11 protein-coding genes are annotated in these 16748 nt (G+C 69.6%); 9 read left to right on the forward strand and 2 right to left on the reverse strand.

Annotated features, from left to right (window positions below):
- Window positions 1-116: 116 nt before the first annotated feature.
- From C3E87_RS06225 to C3E87_RS06260, 8 genes are all read left to right on the forward strand, one after another.
- The gene (locus C3E87_RS06225; protein ID WP_083665447.1) at window positions 117-1943 is read left to right on the forward strand and encodes a DUF294 nucleotidyltransferase-like domain-containing protein; all 1827 of its coding nucleotides are present in this window, start codon (window positions 117-119) and stop codon (window positions 1941-1943) included.
- Window positions 1940-2611, forward strand: a complete 672-nt coding sequence (locus C3E87_RS06230) for an exonuclease domain-containing protein (RefSeq protein ID WP_076060684.1) — start codon at window positions 1940-1942, stop codon at window positions 2609-2611. The genes C3E87_RS06225 and C3E87_RS06230 overlap by 4 nt, the downstream gene beginning before the upstream one ends.
- A 72-nt stretch (window positions 2612-2683) precedes the next feature.
- Window positions 2684-4435, forward strand: a complete 1752-nt coding sequence (locus C3E87_RS06235) for a DEAD/DEAH box helicase (protein ID WP_076060686.1) — start codon at window positions 2684-2686, stop codon at window positions 4433-4435.
- A gap of 73 nt (window positions 4436-4508) precedes the next feature.
- A complete protein-coding gene (locus C3E87_RS06240; RefSeq protein WP_076060688.1) occupies window positions 4509-5504 on the forward strand; it encodes a hypothetical protein in 996 nt (331 codons plus the stop codon).
- The gene (locus C3E87_RS06245) at window positions 5501-6361 is read left to right on the forward strand and encodes a hypothetical protein (RefSeq protein WP_076060690.1); all 861 of its coding nucleotides are present in this window, start codon (window positions 5501-5503) and stop codon (window positions 6359-6361) included. Before C3E87_RS06240 ends, C3E87_RS06245 begins: the two co-directional genes overlap by 4 nt.
- A 59-nt stretch (window positions 6362-6420) precedes the next feature.
- Entirely contained in the window at window positions 6421-7467 is a 1047-nt protein-coding gene (locus tag C3E87_RS06250; RefSeq protein ID WP_143570921.1) for a hypothetical protein, read from the forward strand.
- A 106-nt stretch (window positions 7468-7573) separates the two neighbouring features.
- Window positions 7574-8530: a glutathione S-transferase family protein gene (locus C3E87_RS06255; RefSeq protein ID WP_076060695.1), complete on the forward strand. Its 957-nt coding sequence runs from the start codon at window positions 7574-7576 to the stop codon at window positions 8528-8530.
- A gap of 18 nt (window positions 8531-8548) precedes the next feature.
- Window positions 8549-9097, forward strand: coding sequence for a hypothetical protein (locus tag C3E87_RS06260; RefSeq protein WP_238974197.1), 549 nt, complete (start codon window positions 8549-8551; stop codon window positions 9095-9097).
- A 36-nt stretch (window positions 9098-9133) separates the two neighbouring features.
- Here the strand turns inward: C3E87_RS06260 and C3E87_RS06265 are convergent, their stop codons facing one another.
- The gene (locus tag C3E87_RS06265) at window positions 9134-9961 is read right to left on the reverse strand and encodes a uracil-DNA glycosylase (RefSeq protein WP_076060700.1); all 828 of its coding nucleotides are present in this window, start codon (window positions 9959-9961) and stop codon (window positions 9134-9136) included.
- Between the two features lie 65 nt (window positions 9962-10026).
- On the opposite strand from C3E87_RS06265, the gene C3E87_RS06270 reads away from it, so the two are divergent.
- Entirely contained in the window at window positions 10027-11745 is a 1719-nt protein-coding gene (locus tag C3E87_RS06270) for an NAD-dependent malic enzyme (protein WP_076060701.1), read from the forward strand.
- Between the two features lie 30 nt (window positions 11746-11775).
- On the opposite strand, the gene C3E87_RS06275 is transcribed toward C3E87_RS06270, so the two are convergent.
- Window positions 11776-16629: a GDSL-type esterase/lipase family protein gene (locus C3E87_RS06275; RefSeq protein ID WP_076060703.1), complete on the reverse strand. Its 4854-nt coding sequence runs from the start codon at window positions 16627-16629 to the stop codon at window positions 11776-11778.
- Window positions 16630-16748 lie beyond the last annotated feature (119 nt).

Raw genomic sequence — 16748 nt, forward strand, 5'->3', positions numbered from 1 at the left:
ATCGTCCCGCGCACATCACCGCTGCGGCGCCGGGGCAATCGGCACAGCGGGCTGACCCCCCCGTCGCGACGCAGAAGCTAGGCTGGGCGCGACGCTTCTGATCAAGGGGGATCATCGTGTCCGAGTTGGCCGAAACCATCCAGTTCCTCGCGGCCCGCGAGCCCTGGTCGCTGTTGAGCGCCCCACAGATCGAGTCCTTCGCACGTCGCGCGGTGGGCCAGTACGTCCGACGCGGAGACGTGGTGCTCGCCGCGGGGCAGGCGCCCCTGGCGATGTTCGTGGTGAGGTCGGGAGCGGTCGAGATCATCGACGCCAACGGTGTGTTGATCGACCACGACGAACAGGGCGACTGCTTCGGCCAGTCGTCGATCCTCGAGGAGCGGCCCTCCCGGTTCACGTTCACGGCCATCGAGGATTCGCTGCTGTGGTCGTTCTCCCCGGAGGTGGTGCGGGAACTGGTGGCCTTCCCCGAGGTGCGGCGCTTCTTCACCGAGGCCAGGCTGGGTGACGCGACGCGCCACGTGCCGGAGGGTGGGCCGGTGCTGCAGGTGCCGGTGCGCGAGATGCTCACCCGCTCCCCCATCACCATCGACCTGGGCCACACCGTCCGGCAGGCCGCCCTCGCCATGACCGAACACCGCGTGAGCGCCATCATCGTGACCAGCGGCGACGGCGACCTCGCCGGCATCCTCACGGACCGCGACCTGCGTCGCGTGGTGGCCGACGGGATCGAGGTGGACAGCCCCCTGTCTGCAGTGATGAGCCACACCCCGTTCACGATCGGGGCGGACGCGCTGGCGCTCGACGTGCTGCTGTCGCTGGTGCAGCACAAGATCCACCACCTCCCCGTGTTGGAGGACGACAAGGTGCTGGGCATGGTGACCTCCGGCGACCTCATGCGTCTGGAGCGCTCCAGCCCCCTGTACATGGTGGGCGACCTGGCCAGGCAGCACGATGTCGCCGGGTTGGTGAAGGTGATGGGCAGGATCCCGAACCTGGTGGGCAGACTGCTGCGCCAGGACGCCACCGCCGAGGACATCACGCGCATCATCAGCCGCACCACCGAGGCGCTGGCCCAGCGCATCGCCGAGATGGGCGAGGCCGACCTGGGCGCGCCCCCGGTGCCCTACGCCTGGGTGGCGCTCGGCTCGTTGGCCCGGCAGGAGCAGGCGCTGGGCTCGGACCAGGACCACGCCTTCATCCTCAGCGACGACGCGCTACCGGAGCACGACGGGTACTTCGCGGCGCTGGCCGAGTACCTCACCGCCGCCCTGGTGGAGTGCGGCTTCCCCCGGTGCCGCGGCGAGGCGATGGCCACCAACCCACGGTGGCGGATGCAGCTGCGCGAGTGGCAGCGCACCTTCTCGAACTGGCTGGCCGCCCCGACATCGGAGGCGGTGCTGAACTCGTCCATCTTCTTCGACATGCGGCCCATCCACGGCGACCACACCCTCTACACCGCCCTCCAGCAGCGGGTGTTGAGGGCGGCCCCGGAATCCACCCGCTTCCTCGGCCACCTGGCCAAGCACGCCAACGCGGCCGAGGTCCCCGTCGGGTTCCTCCGCGGTTTCGTCGTGGAGAAGCGTGGCCAGCACCGCGACCGGCTCGACATCAAGCTGGGCGGCATCAACCCCATCGTCGACGTGGCCCGGATCTACGCGTTGCGCTGGGGGCTGCCGCAGGTCAGCACCCGCGCCCGTCTCGCCGCGGCGGCCGAGCACGGCGCAGAGGTGGAGAACCTGCTCGACGCCCACGAGTTCCTGGGCTACATCCGGCTGCAGCACCAGGGTCGCCTGGTGGCCGCCGGTAGCGAACCCGACAACCACGTCAACCCCGAGGACCTGTCCGACTTCGAGCGCAGGTCGCTGCGCGAGGCGTTCGTGATCGTCGGCAAGGCCCAGGCGGCGCTCAACGTGGCGTTCCAGACGCAGTTCATCTCATGAGGTGGTCCCTCAGGCGTGGCAACGCCGGGCTGGCCGACAAGGTCCCCGACGGCGGGCTCAGGCGCTACCTGCAGACCGAGCCGCCGCCGCGTGACACACCCATCGGCCAGGTGCCCCTCCTCGCCGTGGACTTCGAGACCACCGGTCTCATTCCGGGCATGGACAAGGTCATCTCGGTAGGCATGGTCGACGTGGACGGCCTGCGCATCCCCATGGGCAGCGCCACCAACTACCTCGTCAACCCCGGGGAGGGCGTGGGCCAGTCCGCGATCATCCACCAGCTCACCGACGACGAGGTGCTCGCGCACGGCGTGACCACCGAGGAGGCCCTCGACCGGCTGTTCCACCGCCTCGCCGGGAGGGTGCTGCTCGCACACCACGCGACGATCGAGGTGGGGTTCATCGCGGCGGCGGTCAAGCGCGTCTACGACGTGGGCATCACGCTGCGCGCCGTCGACACCCTCGGGCTCGGGCTGCGGGCGCTGGGCATGGACGAGGACCATCCGCGCGACGCGCTGCGCCTCTGGAAACTGCGCCGAAGGGCCGGACTACCCAGCTACAAGGGCCATGACGCTGTCGTGGACGCCCTCGCCTGCGCTGAGTTGTACCTGGCGCTGGCCCAGGAGTTGCAGCTCCGGGATCTGGGCGCGGCCCTGCGCCTCTCCTGACGCCGACGGCGGGTCAAGCGGACACGCGGGTGCTTTGCAAGGTGGGGTTGGGGGGTTAAAGTCGGGCCCCGTATGTCCTCCTCGGCTCTCGACCACCTCTCCCCCGCCTTCCCCCAGCGCGCCGCCTGGGGCACTGCGTCGTCCCTGCGCGCCTGGCAGCAGGAGGCACTGGACCAGTACGAGCGGGACCAGCCGAGGGACTTCCTCTGTGTCGCCACGCCCGGCGCAGGCAAGACCACCTTCGCCCTGCGCGTCGCCCTCACGCTGCTGCAGACCCGGCGGGTCCGGCGGATCGTCGTGGTGACACCCACTGAGCACCTGAAGGTCCAGTGGGCCGACGCCGCGGCCCGCGTCGGCATCCAACTCGACCCCGGGCTGGGCGGCTCCTCGAAGCGGGGACGCTCGAAGGAATTCCACGGCTCCGCGGTCACCTACGCGGGCGTGGCTGCCCGCTCCTACGTCTACGAGGCCCTCTGCCACTCGCAGGAGACGTTGGTGATCTTCGACGAGATCCACCACGCCGGCGATTCCAGGAGCTGGGGCGAGGCCATCGTCTACGCCTTCCAGGCCGCGGCCCGCCGCCTGTCGCTGACCGGTACCCCGTTCCGTTCCGACGAGAACCCCATCCCGTTCGTCGCTTACGACGAGCTCGCCCCGGGTGTGAAGCAGTCGCGGGCGGATTACACCTACGGCTACGCCGAGGCGCTGGCGGATTCCGTGGTGCGCCCCGTCATCTTCATGAACTACGGCGGGCCCATGCGGTGGCGCACCAAGTCCGGCGATGAACTCGAGCTGGACCTGGGCGTGCCCACCACCAAGGACCTCACGGCCCACGCGTGGCGTACCGCGTTGTCGCCCACCGGTGAATGGATCTCCGCGGTCCTGCGCGCGGCCGACAAGCGGCTCACCGAGGTGCGGCGGCACCTGCCCGACGCGGGCGGCCTCGTGATCGCCACGGACCAGACCACCGCGCGCGCCTACGCGCGGCTGCTCACCGAGATCACCGGCACCAAGCCGACCGTCGTACTCTCCGACGACACCCAGGCCAGCGGCAAGATCGACGACTTCTCGGCCTCTGAGGACCGCTGGATGGTGGCGGTCCGGATGGTGTCCGAAGGCGTCGACGTGCCGCGGCTCGCTGTCGGCGTCTATGCCACGGCCACCTCCACTCCCCTGTTCTTCGCGCAGGCAGTCGGGCGCTTCGTGCGTTCACGCCGCAAGGGCGAGGTGGCTACCGTCTTCCTCCCCACCGTCCCCGTGCTGCTGGCCCACGCCGCCACGCTGGAGAAGCAGCGCGACCACGTGCTGGGGCGCCCCAAGACCGACGAGACGGACATCTGGGCGGAGACCGAGGCGCTCATGGAGGCCGCGAACCGCTCCGAATCGGCCTCCGACGACCTCTTCGGCGAGTTCGAGGCCCTCGAATCCAAGGCGACGTTCGACCATGTCCTCTTCGATTCCCAGGCCTTCGGCATGCACGCCGAACCCACAAGCCAGGACGAGGCCGATTACCTCGGCCTGCCCGGCCTGCTCGACGCGGGCCAGGTCAGCCAACTCCTCGCCGAGCGCCAGCGCCGCCAGATGCGCCGCCGCGAACGCGAGGACACCAAGGCGGAGCCGGAGGTTGCGCTCCACCGGGCCATGGCCTCGAAGCGCAAGGAACTCAACTCGCTGGTCAGCCAGTACGCCCGGCTCAAGGGGGTCCCCCACAGCCACGTGCATGCGGACCTCCGTCGGGAGTGCGGGGGCCCGCCGCTGGCCAAGGCCTCGCAGGCGGAGGTGGAGGAACGCGTCCGCTCCATCCGCGCCTGGCTCCGCGGCTGACTGGTTGACCGGCGCCCCTCGCCCACCCACTTGCCGGGGCGTGCCGAAACCCGCCCCCGCTAAGCTTGCGTGCATGTCATGGCCGGCCGTCCCCCTGCGCGCGACGCTGGGCGATTGGGCCGGCAGGACCATCGCCATCGGCGGCAAGGGCGACCTGAACACCCCCACCACTGCGCTCCTGCAGATCGGCACGGTCCGGCGCGACGGGCAGGTGCGCGTGGCCTACGTCGACATGGCGCACCAGAAGCTCGATCCGCCCGACGAGGTGTTCCTCCCCGCCGACCTCACGATCAGCGAGGCCGTCCTCGGCCTGGCCCACGTGCGCCCGGACCGCGCGGCCCTGCCGCCCAGGGTGAAGGGCCTCGGGGAGCGGACGAAGCGTCGCGGCATTCAGGCCCTCGGCGCGGTGACCGGCGTCGTCATCGTCTTGGCCATGGTCCTCCAGCTGCCCGAGTTGTACATGGTCGCCGCCATCAACGTGATGGCCGGCGGCGTCACGCTCATGCTGCCCAAGTCCTGGCAGACGGGCATCAAGCCGCGGGTCATCGACGGGTCGCGCGAGGTGTTCGCGTCCGGGGTCTACGCCCAGCTCACCGTCGACGAGACCGCGGCCGACCCTGCGCGGCTGAGCCCCCGCAGCCGCGTGGACCTGGTGAAGGAGCGCCTCGGCGCCCTGCGGGGCGACATCGTCTACCGCATCGAGAACTCCGCACTGTTCGACGCAGCGGTGCCGCAGACGCAACGCCTGGAGCTGGCGCTGATGGCGTGGGACGAGATGTCGCCGGACGTCGCCGCGCTCGCCACTGAGGTGGAGGCCGCGTTCGACGACGCCCGCCGCCACGCCGAGGAGCTCGGCCTCGATCACCTGCCCGAGACCGCCCGCGACTCCGGCCGGCGCGCGGCCCGGGCTGCGCACGCCGCCCTGCACGGCGACACCGAGGGCGAGCGCGAGACGGCCCGCCGTCGGGTCGCGGACATCCTTTCCTCCCTGACCCTCTACTACCTCCCGCCAGTAGACCCGTCGACGCCCAGCCTCATCGGCCAGCGCAAGCAGATCGAGCCGAGATGATCCCCTGGGCCCCGATCCAGCCGGACATCCCCCTGAGCGATCTCTGGGGCCGGAGCTGCTTCGCCGACGCCGCCGACGGCAGGGCGATCCTCATGACCATCCCCCTCCCACCCGCGCCACCGGCGAACGCGCGCCGGGTCGACCCCACGACCCCCGGTCGTCGTGACGAACGAATCTGGGTGAGAACGCACGCCAGCTTCGGCCTCCCACGCCGGCGCGATGAGCTGCTGCCCGACTACCTGCCCGTCGCGGGGGTGTGCATCCCGCGCGGTCTGGTGCCTCGTCGGATCGTCGCGGTGCCCACCCCGGACTGGCCGCGGCGCGGAGCCCCGCGGATCCCCCTCCCGGACGGCGGGGCGCTCACCTTCAAGGAACTGGTGCGCCACGGGCCGCCCGCCTCAGTCCGGCTGCAGGGCGCGCTCGCGATGGCCGACCACGTCAAGACCACCTACGGCCGCATGCTCATCGACGTGGCCTACCGCATCGAGCAGGCGGCGCTCTTCGATTCCGCCGTCCCCACCACCCGGTCCTTCGACAACGCCTTGGCCGTGTGGGACGAGCTCGACCCCACATCGGCCAGCGAGGACGACGTGGTACGCCTCGCGGCCACCCTCAAGCTGGCATTCCAGACCGCCCGCGCCCATGCCGAGACGGTGGGTATCGACCACCTCCCGGCCACAGCCAGGGCGGATGCCCGCCGGGCGGCAAGCGCGGCGCGGCTGGCCGCCGGAGCGAAGACCGACGGCGAACGCGCCGCCGCGCAGGGGCAGGTCGTGCGGATCCTGCGCTCGCTCGCGCTCTACTACCTGCCAGACCCGGAGCACGTGCCGCGCCAACTCACGCAGGGCCGATCATGAACCCGCCCGTCCCGTCCTGGCTCCCCTGAGCAGACCCGCGCTGGAGCTACCCTGTGCGCATGCCCCGCGACCCCGACGACCGCTGGCGGCCCCTAACCCTCGGCACCAGGTTGGGGGATCTGGTGGGCACGTCGCTGGTGGTCGCCGACGGGCTGAGGTTCGGCGACGCGGTCGCGGTCTCGGTGAAGGCAGCTTCGGGCACTGACGTCGCAGTGACCTACGCCTTCCTCGACGGTGAGGCGCTACCGCGCACCACCACCGCCGGCTCCGACGAGACGGTGGCCGACGCCCTCATGAGGGTCCTGGACTTCTCCGGTCGGGTGGCGGTCGCGGTCGCTGGCGTGCGGTGGGCGTCCCGGGTGCCACGGGCCCCCACGCCGCTGGGACTCGCGGTTCTCCTCGTCCCGATCATCATCACTTCGGCCGTTGCGTGGCTGGGGGCCGGAACGGGCGGGGCCGCTCTGGTCGCCGGGTTGCTGGGTGGGGTCTGGGCTGTTGCCTGGGGCCTCAAGCAACGGCAGGTCACTCGCACGGCCATCGAGGACTCCAGCCGCGCCGGCGTGCTGTCAGCGGAGGCATCCCACGCCGCGTTGTCGCGCGCGCTGAACGCAACCCGTCCCCAGAGCATCACCGGCCGCCCCGATCCTTCGGCGCTGCCCCGGGTGCGGGAGCTCAAGTCGGAATACGGGAAACTCCTCTCCGACGTCGTCTACCGCATCGAGAACTCCTCCCTGTTCGACAACTCCGTCCCCCTCACCAGGGAGTTTCAGCTCCTGATGATGCGCTGGGACGACGAGCATGCTCTGCTCGACGACGACGAACGCGCCACCCTGGCCCGACGGCTAGAACTGGCGTTCCACGCCGCACGCCGGCACGCGGAGACGGTGGGGCTGAGCCATCTGCCCCGCACGGCCCGTGCTGACGCGGCCCGTGCGGCCAAGGCAGCGAGACTCTCCCAGCGCGCGGCCACTCCAGGCGAGAGAGAGGCTGCCCTCAGCCGAGCGAGCCACCTCCTCGGCGGGCTGGCCCTGTACTACCTGCCGAGCCCTCGTGAGGTGCCCAGGATGTTGGAGCGGTCGGGCGACCCTGACGGGCCCATCGCGTGACTTGCCCCTCATGACCTGCGCCGTCGACAGCCCAGGGTGGCCGGCGGTTTTTGGGCGAACCCGCTCGATCATCACGCGGGCTAAGGTTGAATGCTAAACTATCCTCATGACCGAACACGAAGAGCATTCCAAGGCAGGTGTGTACTCCACCAAGGGCCGTGAATTCAGCCGCGACACCCGCTACATCGAGACCCGGATCGTCGCCGAGCCCCGTGAGGGCACCGACGACTACCCCGTCGTGCCGAACCGCTACCGCCTGATCGCCGCCTACGCGTGCCCCTGGGCCAACCGCGCCATCATCGTGCGGGAGCTGCTGGGCCTCGAGGACGTCATCTCGATGGGGAACCCCGGCCCCACCCACGACGCGGATTCCTGGACATTCGACCTGGACCCCGACGGCGTCGACCCGGTGCTGGGCATCGCCAAGCTCAAGGAGGCCTACGAGAAGCGCTTCCCCGGTTATCCGCGCGGCATCACGGTGCCCGCCATCGTCGACGAGACCACCGGCGAGGTGGTGACCAACAACTTCCCCCAGATCACCGAGGACCTCTACTTCGAGTGGAAGCAGTTCCACAAGGAGGGTGCCCCCAACCTCTGGCCGGACGACGTCCGCGAGGAGATGGAGGAGGTCATGCAGCGCGTCTACACCGAGGTGAACAACGGCGTGTACCGCTGCGGCTTCGCCGGCTCACAGGACGCCTACGAGGCCGCCTACGACCGGCTCTGGACGGCCATGGACTGGCTCGAGGAGCGCCTCGGCAGCCGCCGGTACCTGATGGGCGACCAGATCACCGAGGCCGACGTGCGCCTCTTCACCACCCTGGTGCGCTTCGATGCGGTCTACCACGGCCACTTCAAGACCAACCGCAACAAGCTCAGCGAGATGCCCAACCTCTGGGGCTACGCCCGCGACCTGTACCAGACGGCCGGCTTCGGCAACAACGTGAAGTTCGACCAGATCAAGGACCACTACTACATCGTCCACACAGACCTCAACCCCCTGGGCATCGTGCCGAAGGGTCCGGACCTGAGCGGCTGGGACACCCCGCACGGCCGGGGCTGACCAAGTAGACTTAAACCCGTGATGACAAGCAACGATGCGGTGCGCCGTCCGGACGGCCGCCGGCGGCTGGCCGCGTGGCTCGCCGCCGTCGTCGCATCGTCCAGGGCGGAGGCGCCCGATGCGGCCACCGGCCCGTCGGCGCGCGTGCAGTCCGTCCGGGGGGAGTTCGCAGCACTCCGCTCCAACCTCATCTACCGCATCGAACACTCCGCCCTGTTCGACGACGCGGCGTTGCTGACCCGCGAGTTCCATCTGGCGCTGATGCGCTGGGAGGAAGCGCAGGGCAGCGACGACGACGAATTGCTGCAGCGCGCCGCGTCGGAGGTGGAGTTCTCGTTCCGTACGGCCAGGTCGCACGCGGAAACGGTGGGCCTCACGCACCTGCCGGAAGGCTCCCGCGCCAAGGCCGAACGGGCGATCCGCGCCGCGCGCCTGGCAGAGCGCGCAGCCACCGGTGAGGAGCGCGAGGAAGCCGTCGGCCACGTGGCCGGCCTGCTCGACGCGCTGTCGCTGTACTACCTCCCGTCGCCCACCGAGGTGCCCCACCTGCTGGGTACACCCCGCTGATCCAGACCCGCGCTGCCCTGCCGAGGGTCGGAGGGCTCACAGGCTCCGCAGCACCGCGTCCAGCATCTCCTCGGTGAGCCTGCCCGTGAAAGTGTTCTGCTGACTCACGTGGTAGCACCCTACGAGCGACACCTCCCGCCCTTCCCGCGTGCGGAGCGTGGCGCGGACCCCGTGCCCGAACCTCGGTTTGGGTTTCGGCACCTCCCACCCGGCGTGCCGCACAGCCGCCAGCGTGGCGTCCCACCCGATGCCGCCCAGGCACATGATGGAGCGCACGTGCGGGGCGGAGATCCCCAGATCCGCATCGAGCCACGGCGCACAGGTCCGCTTCTCCTCGGTGGTCGGCTTGTTCTGCGGCGGAGCGCACCGCACCGTCGCCACGATCCGCACCCCGATCAGTTCCAACCCGTCGCCGGCGTGCTGCGAGGTGGGCTGCGTCGCCATGCCGGCCCGGTACAGCGCGGCGTAGAGCCAGTCCCCCGACCGGTCGCCCGTGAAGTTGCGCCCCGTCCGGTTCGCGCCGTTGGCCGCCGGCGCCAAGCCGACGATGAGGATCGGAGCGTCGGTGGGCCCCAGCGCCGGGGCGGGGCGACCCCAGTACGGCTGGTCCGCGAACGACGCCCGCTTCTGCACCGCCACCAACTCGCGCCACTCCACGAGGCGGGGACAGGCGCGGCACACCGAGACCCGCGCGTCGAGCTCCTCCGGCGCTGCGCCCCGCGCCAGCCGGGCGACATCGTCGGGGGTGTGGGCCACGGGAGTCGACCGCGTGGCCGGGTCACCGGGCCAGCCGGTGCCCGGCGGCACCGGGGAGGCGAACAAGCGCCCGGTGATCGGGTGCGGTAACTCAGGTGACGGGTACATGGGGCGACTCTAGTTCGGTCCCGATCCGCCGCACGTGGCAACGGCCCCACCACTAGGCTGGGCGTATGCCCAAGCGCCAATACGAGTCCCTCCCCGGCAGCCACGGATCCCGCGTCCGCATCAAGGCCCGCGGCGGGGCGGTACTGCGCGATCCGCGGATCAACCGGGGCACGGCATTCACCCACGACGAGCGGGAGAAGCTCGGCCTCACCGGCCTGCTGCCGAGCCACGTCACGCCGCTCGAGGCCCAGCTGCACCGCTCCTACATGCGCTTCAAGAACGCCACCACCCCCTTGTCGAAGTTCTCCTACCTCCAAGGCTTGCGGGAGCGCAATTCCGTGCTGTTCTACCGGCTCCTCAGCGAACACCTCGACGAGGTCATGCCCGTGGTCTACACCCCCACCATCGGCGAGGCGATCCAGGAATTCAGCTTCTGGTTCCAGACCATGGACGGCGTCTTCCTGTCCATCGACCGGCCTGAACTGGTGGAGCCCTCCCTCCGCGCCACAGAACTGGGCGCCGACGACGTCGACATCCTCATCGTGACGGACTCGGAGGGCATCCTCGGCATCGGCGACCAGGGTGTCGGTGGCATCCAGATCTGCAACGGGAAGAAGTCGCTGTATACCGCCGCCGCGGGCATCGACCCGGACCGGATGCTTTCGATCGTGCTCGACGTGGGCACGGACAACCTGAAGCTGCTCAACGACGAGCTGTACCTGGGAGAGCGGCACGCGCGCGTCCGCGGGGAGCGCTACGACGCCTTCGTCGCCTCGTTCGTCGCGGCGGCCCAGACCGTCTTCCCCAACGCCATGATCCACTGGGAGGATTTCGGCGCCAGCAACGCGCACCGCCTCCTGGACGCCTACCGCGGCGACATCTGCACCTTCAACGACGACATCCAGGGCACGGCCGCCGTCGTGGCGAGCGCCATCCTGGCGGGTGTGCAGGCCAAACGTGAGAAGCTCGGCCAGCAGCGCTTCGTCATCCACGGCGGCGGCACGGCGGGCATCGGGATCGCCGACCTGCTCGTCGACCTGCTCGCCAAGGAGGGGCTCACCGAGGACGAGGCCCGGAAGCTGTTCTGGGTGACCAGCAGCCGCGGTCTCGTCACCGACGACGCCACCCAGCGCTTCCGCGACTTCCAACGCCCGTACGCCAGGGGCATCGGCGAACTCGCCGACTGGGACCTCAACCACCCCGGCGTCTACAAGCTGGCCGACATCGTGCGCAACGTGCGCCCCACCGTCCTGATCGGCACCTCGGGGCAGCCTGATTCCTTCTCCGAGGAGATCATCCGCGACATGGCCGCCCACGTGGAGCGCCCGCTCATCCTGCCGCTGTCCAACCCGACGACGCTCGCCGAAGCCCTGCCTGAGAACCTGTTGGAGTGGACCCACGGCCGGGCTCTCATCGCCACCGGCTCACCGTTCCAGCCGGTGCTCCACGACGAGACCACGCATACCATCGCGCAGGCCAACAACGCTCTGGTGTTCCCCGGCCTGGGCCTGGGCGTGGCGGTGTGCAACGCCGAGCGCGTGACCGACTCGATGATCGCGGCCTCGGCGGAGGCCGTGGCCTCGCTGGCGGAGGCCCGGCGCCCGGGTCAGTCGTTGCTGCCCAGCATCAACGACCTGAGACGCGTCTCCGCGACGGTGGCCATCGCCGTCGCGAAGGCCGCGGAGGTCGACGGTGTGGCCAGATCGCCGCTGACCAACCCTGTGCAGCAGGTGTTCGAGTCCATGTGGATGCCGAACTACCCCGAGTTGATCTTCGACGAATAGGGCTCCCGGCTGCCGCGCCCCCGATCACCGTCAGCTCTTCTCCGGTCCCCCGAACATCACGATGTTGTTGAACACCCACTGGTTGCCCTGCGAGAAGGTGTACCCACCCGCAGGCTTCGCCGTCGCCGCGTACACCGTCGTCATCGTGTAGGAGCGGCACGCGCCCCGACCGGTGGCGGCAGTGTCGCATTCCGTCTTCCACTGACGACCAGCCGAGGTGAACAGGCCCTTGGTGGTCGACTCGAGATCACCGAGAGGGTTGCCCTTCCAGGCCAGCCGGGTCATGTACGGCAGGTACGTCAGGTTGTTGAACGCCCACCCCGACTCCCGGACGAACGTCCCGTCCTCGACCTTGACCACGGTGGCCCAGATCTCCGTGCGGCAACGCTCCGTCTGCGAATACGGCTCACACTGCGTGAACCACTGACGACCGTTGAACTCGTGCCTGCCCGGCAGCGTGTAGGGCACCGTCGGCACATACTTGTCCGAGGCCGGCGTCGTCGTCGGCTTGGCAGTCGGCGACTTCGACTGGCTCGGCGACACCGACGGCGAGCCAGAAGGGGACTTCGACGGAGTCGGCGACTTCGACGGGCTCGGCGACACCGAAGGCGACGGACTCGGTGAAGGCGACGGGCTCGGCGACACCGAAGGCGACGGCGAAGCCTCAGGCGCATCGTCCAGCGGCAGCGTGATCGTGCCGCTGAAGGCGCTCGAGACGTTGCGGTCGCCGTTGACGGCCGCCACCGTGGCCGACAGGGTGAACGCCCCGTCGGAAGCGGTGACCGCGGCGACGTCGGCGGTGGACAGCGTGTGGCTGCCATCGGCCGTGAGCTGGGCGCCACGCGCCAACTTCTCGGCGATCATTGCCCCGGTCACCGATGTCAGGTCGACGTTGCCCGTGTTGGCGATCACGTCTCGGAAGGTGACCCGATCACCCGCCGACGCCACGCCGTCGGCGTCGGAGTCGACGAACGTCAGCGCTCGGGTGCCCGCGATGGCGGGCTTGCGGTCGATGACGTCCACCAGGGAAGCGGGCACGTTGATGGTCAGCTTCGGCAGCACCGTGCCGGAGGCCGGGTGGACCTCCCACACCGTCGCCGGGTCGAAGTAGCCGCGCGCGATGTCTTCCGCCGTGACCACGTGGGCCGACGTGGTGCACACGTAGGAACCGCCGGCGGGCAGTGCGCTGTAGCGGCAGTTGCCCGCGCCGTCGGCCTGGACGAACGGAGTGAACGGGCCGCTGATCGGCTCGATCCGCTGCGCCACGTTGCCAGTGGACTGCACCGTGAAGTCGAACCCGAGGCGTGCGCCCGCCGTGTAGGGGTTGGTGGCGAGGTTGCGCGACTGGTAGGCCGCGTTCGGGGCACCGGTGATGGTTGCCCCCAGCTTCGGATCAGCGCCGACCTGGAACCGGGCGTCGCCGCGCAGGTCGAACGTGCCGGCCTTCAGCTCCACGTCTCCGACGTGACTCGCGTCCGGAGAACCGGCCGGGATGGCCAGGCTGAGTTCCACCGTGATCGAGGCACCCGGCGCGACCGCAGGGGTGGCGACCTCGGGGCTCACCCACCCGTTCCGGAGGCGCAGACGCGCCGAGCCCGCGGGGAGGGTCCGGGTGTCGTCGTTGCGGACGGTCACCGGAACCTTGACGCTCGCCCCGGCCTGGCCCTTGGCGACAGTCTCCTGGAAGCCCGCCTTGAAGGGGTTGATCCAGGCCTCGTCGAACGCGCCGTAGGAGATGTGGGCGTCCTGGGGCTCGAAGAGCACGCCGAAGGTGCCGTCCTCGAGTGCCAGCAGGTCGGAGTACATCATCGTGTCGGTGCGGAAGGTCTTGGCCACGGGCCACGTCTTGCCCTCGTCGTAGGAGTACCAGATCGTGCCGTTGGTGCGGCTGGTCGCCCTCGCGTTGGAGAACAGCAGCTCCTTGGCGCGTTCGCTGCCCGGTTCCGCCTCCGGGTGCATCCGGATGATCGACGCGTTGTTGCGCGGGTCGAGCAGGGTCTCGTCGAGGACGCGCTCCGTCCAGGTGTGACCTCCGTCGTGCGAGTACGCGACCCAGCGCGCGTTCGCGCCGCCGTTGTAGCGGGAATTCATCATGAGGGTGCCGTCGCTGAGTTCAACCACCTTGTTCTCGTCCATGTTCACGCCGATCATCTCGCCGCGCTGCCAGGTCTGCCCGTTGTCGTCGGAGTAGATCGAGTAGGCGTAGATCTGGAGGTCGGTGTTGCGCGAGGCGTACTGCTGCACGAGACGGCCCGCGTACTCACCGCTGGTGATCTGGATGCCGTGACCGGACGTCGCGAACTGGCCCAGGACGTTGGCCGGCTTCACGACCTCCGTGAGGGAGCGCTGCACCCACGTGTGCCCGTTATCCGTCGAGACGGCTACGGAGGCACTCAGGACGTTGCGGTCGCCGTCGTTGTTCCCCACCACCGAGCCGAAGACGCCCTGGTTCTTGGAGTACACGTGGAAGTTGAACAGCGTGTCCGTCTCGGCGTCGTAGAGGTACGACGGATCCGAGTAGCCGAAGCGCCAGGCCCCCTGGTTGCTGGTTCCCCGGTGCGAGCCGCGCGCGATGTAGGTCATCTCGCCCCAGGTCTTGCCCCCGTCGGTCGAGCGGCGCTGGACGATGGAGTTGGGGTTCGGCGCGTCGCCGCCGCCGGGACGGCCGTCGTAGGAGGCGAGGATGTCGCCGTTGGGCAGCTGGATGACCCCCGGAATGCGGTAGTTCGAGAACTCCTTGTCGGGCGACTGGAGCGCGACTGTGGCGAACTCCCCGGGGCCGCGGGCGGGCATCTGGGGCTGGGTGCCACCGTCGTAGTCGAGCGCCCAGATGCGCGAGGAGCCCGGCACGAGCTCGATCTGCGTCAGGACGAACTTGGCCAGGGACAACTGGCCCTTGTGGTTCAGCGTGCCGTCGGTGAACCACTGGTCAGCGATGGAGGGGCGCGCGGCGTTCTGCTGCGCGAGCCAGCGGTGGGCGTCGAGGAGGCCGACGCCGTCGCGGGCCGCCAGCGTGCGCAGGGACTCCGCGTAGGGGGTTACTGCAGGGTCGAGCTGCGCCGGGGTCATGACGACCGCTACCGCGCCGTCGGCCAGGATGGCGTCGATGACGGCCTCGACGTTGGCGGCGAAGTCGGCCACCGGCGCCTCCGCTGCGGTCACGTCGGGGGCGACGAAGACGGCATCGGGACTCTGCGGGACGACCTCGGCGGCGTAGCGTTCGAGCAGGTCGGCGGACGTCAAGGTGTCCAGGGCCGCGTTGGAGACGTAACGCATCCGGTTGCGGATGGTCGCGGCCATGTCGCCGCGCAGCACCTCTTCGATGGCCTGCACGTAGTTCTTCGCGAAGATCGGTTCGGTGACGCCGGCGGTGGTTGCGCCGCCCAGGAACGACCACATGGTCGCCTCCGTGTTGGGATACAGCGGCTTGAGCAGCGCCGCGGCGGTCTGGTTGGCCGGGATCAGGTCGATGTAGTCGATCTCGCCGGTGTAGTACCACCGCGGGAGCGTCGGGACGCCGGTTGCGGCCGCCGTCAAGGTGGTGAGTCCAAACCGGCTGGGGTTCAACTCGTTGGGGCTGGTCAGAGAGCCGTTCAGCTCGGTGGTGCCGTCGATGCTCCAGCTCAGAGCGTTCGCACTGAAGTTGACCGAGAGCACGTGCCACTGTCCGTCGTTGACGACGCGTGTTCCCGTGTACCAGTTGTAGCCGCTGCCGAAATCGCGGCCGATGCGCACGCGGTTGTTGAAGAGCGTTACTTCGAGGCGCTTGCCATCGGGGCCGGCGAGTCCGGCGAGCACCATGGTCTGCCCGCTCGCGAATGTGGCAGACGTGCGGAAGCGGATGTTGACCTTGCCGTTGGAGGTGGCCGCGAACGCCGAGATGTCTCCGCCGTAGTTCACGGCAGTGGAGCCGTTGAAGGTGGTGGCAAGGTTCCATTCGACGACGCCGGGCGCACCTGAGCCCCGCTCACCCTGGCTGGCGAGCGTGTAGGTCTCGTCGATCTCGGGGCCGGTGCGGGGCACGCTCACGACGTCGCCGCTCGTGGCCAGTTCCGACGCGGGGTCGAGCATACCGAGCGAGTCCAGCGCGAGGCGTGCCCAGCGGAGGTGGCCGTGCTCGTTCGGGTGGATCTCGTCGTTCATGATGGCCGGGTGCGACAGGCCTCCCCCGCTGATCTCGCGCCAGTAGGTTGCGACGTCCACCATCAGCACCCAGTCCTCGACGGCGAGCTCGCGCACCGCGTTGAAGTAGACCTCGAGGTTGGTGTTCATCTGCTCGTTCTGCGTGCCGTTCTGCGTCTGCAGGACCGGGATGCCGCCCTGGGCGCGGATGGCGGCGACAGCGCGCTTCAGTTCTGCGCGGAACTGGTCCAACGGCACCAGCGGCTGATTCTGTCGGCCGTCGTTCATGGCCAACGCGATCATCACGACGTCGGCCTGGCGGTCGGTGACCCAGGAGTCGAAGTTGAGGTCGAGGCACGGCTGGCCGGGATCACCCGCGGGGCAGATGGTGCGGCCGGAGGACACTGCGGTGTTCAGCACGACGTCCTGGGAGCGGTCGTGGCCGTTGACGGGGGTGGTGCGCAGGTACTGGTCGAAGTACTCGGTGTAACGCTTGTAGCCGTTGGTGTGGACGATGCCATGGGTGATCGAGTCTCCGGTGAACAGCCAGCGCATGGGCGTGTCCGCGGCCACCCGCTCCATCAGGGCTGCATGGTCCGGCAAGGAAGCGTTCAGTTCCTTCCACCCCTGTGTGCTGGCAGGGGGGTCCGCCACCGCCATGGCGGCGCTGGGGGCCAGCCCCATGAGCAGCGCCAGCCCGAGCAGTACGCTCAGTGTCAGCCTGGCCAGGGGCGCCCGGCCGTTCCCGCGGTTCTCCACCATTGCATCTCCGTCACGTGCGGCCCCAGTTCCGAGGTGCGTCGGTGCACAGCGTCGTCAAGGGCACTGGTCTGTTCCCCCGAGCATGCCGCGCAGCATCTCGGTCTGCACCCAAACGATCA

The sequence above is a fragment of the Tessaracoccus sp. ZS01 genome, assembly GCF_022342445.1.
GTDB lineage: Bacteria > Actinomycetota > Actinomycetes > Propionibacteriales > Propionibacteriaceae > Arachnia.

Bases quoted from the DNA above. Each gene is read 5' to 3' on its own strand.
- C3E87_RS06265 (WP_076060700.1), bottom strand. From the start codon at position 9,961: ATGTACCCGTCACCTGAGTTACCGCACCCGATCACCGGGCGCTTGTTC.
- C3E87_RS06245 (WP_076060690.1), top strand. From the start codon at position 5,501: ATGATCCCCTGGGCCCCGATCCAGCCGGACATCCCCCTGAGCGATCTC.
- C3E87_RS06270 (WP_076060701.1), top strand. From the start codon at position 10,027: ATGCCCAAGCGCCAATACGAGTCCCTCCCCGGCAGCCACGGATCCCGC.
- C3E87_RS06240 (WP_076060688.1), top strand. From the start codon at position 4,509: ATGTCATGGCCGGCCGTCCCCCTGCGCGCGACGCTGGGCGATTGGGCC.
- C3E87_RS06275 (WP_076060703.1), bottom strand. From the start codon at position 16,629: ATGGTGGAGAACCGCGGGAACGGCCGGGCGCCCCTGGCCAGGCTGACA.
- C3E87_RS06255 (WP_076060695.1), top strand. From the start codon at position 7,574: ATGACCGAACACGAAGAGCATTCCAAGGCAGGTGTGTACTCCACCAAG.
- C3E87_RS06235 (WP_076060686.1), top strand. From the start codon at position 2,684: ATGTCCTCCTCGGCTCTCGACCACCTCTCCCCCGCCTTCCCCCAGCGC.
- C3E87_RS06250 (WP_143570921.1), top strand. From the start codon at position 6,421: ATGCCCCGCGACCCCGACGACCGCTGGCGGCCCCTAACCCTCGGCACC.
- C3E87_RS06230 (WP_076060684.1), top strand. From the start codon at position 1,940: ATGAGGTGGTCCCTCAGGCGTGGCAACGCCGGGCTGGCCGACAAGGTC.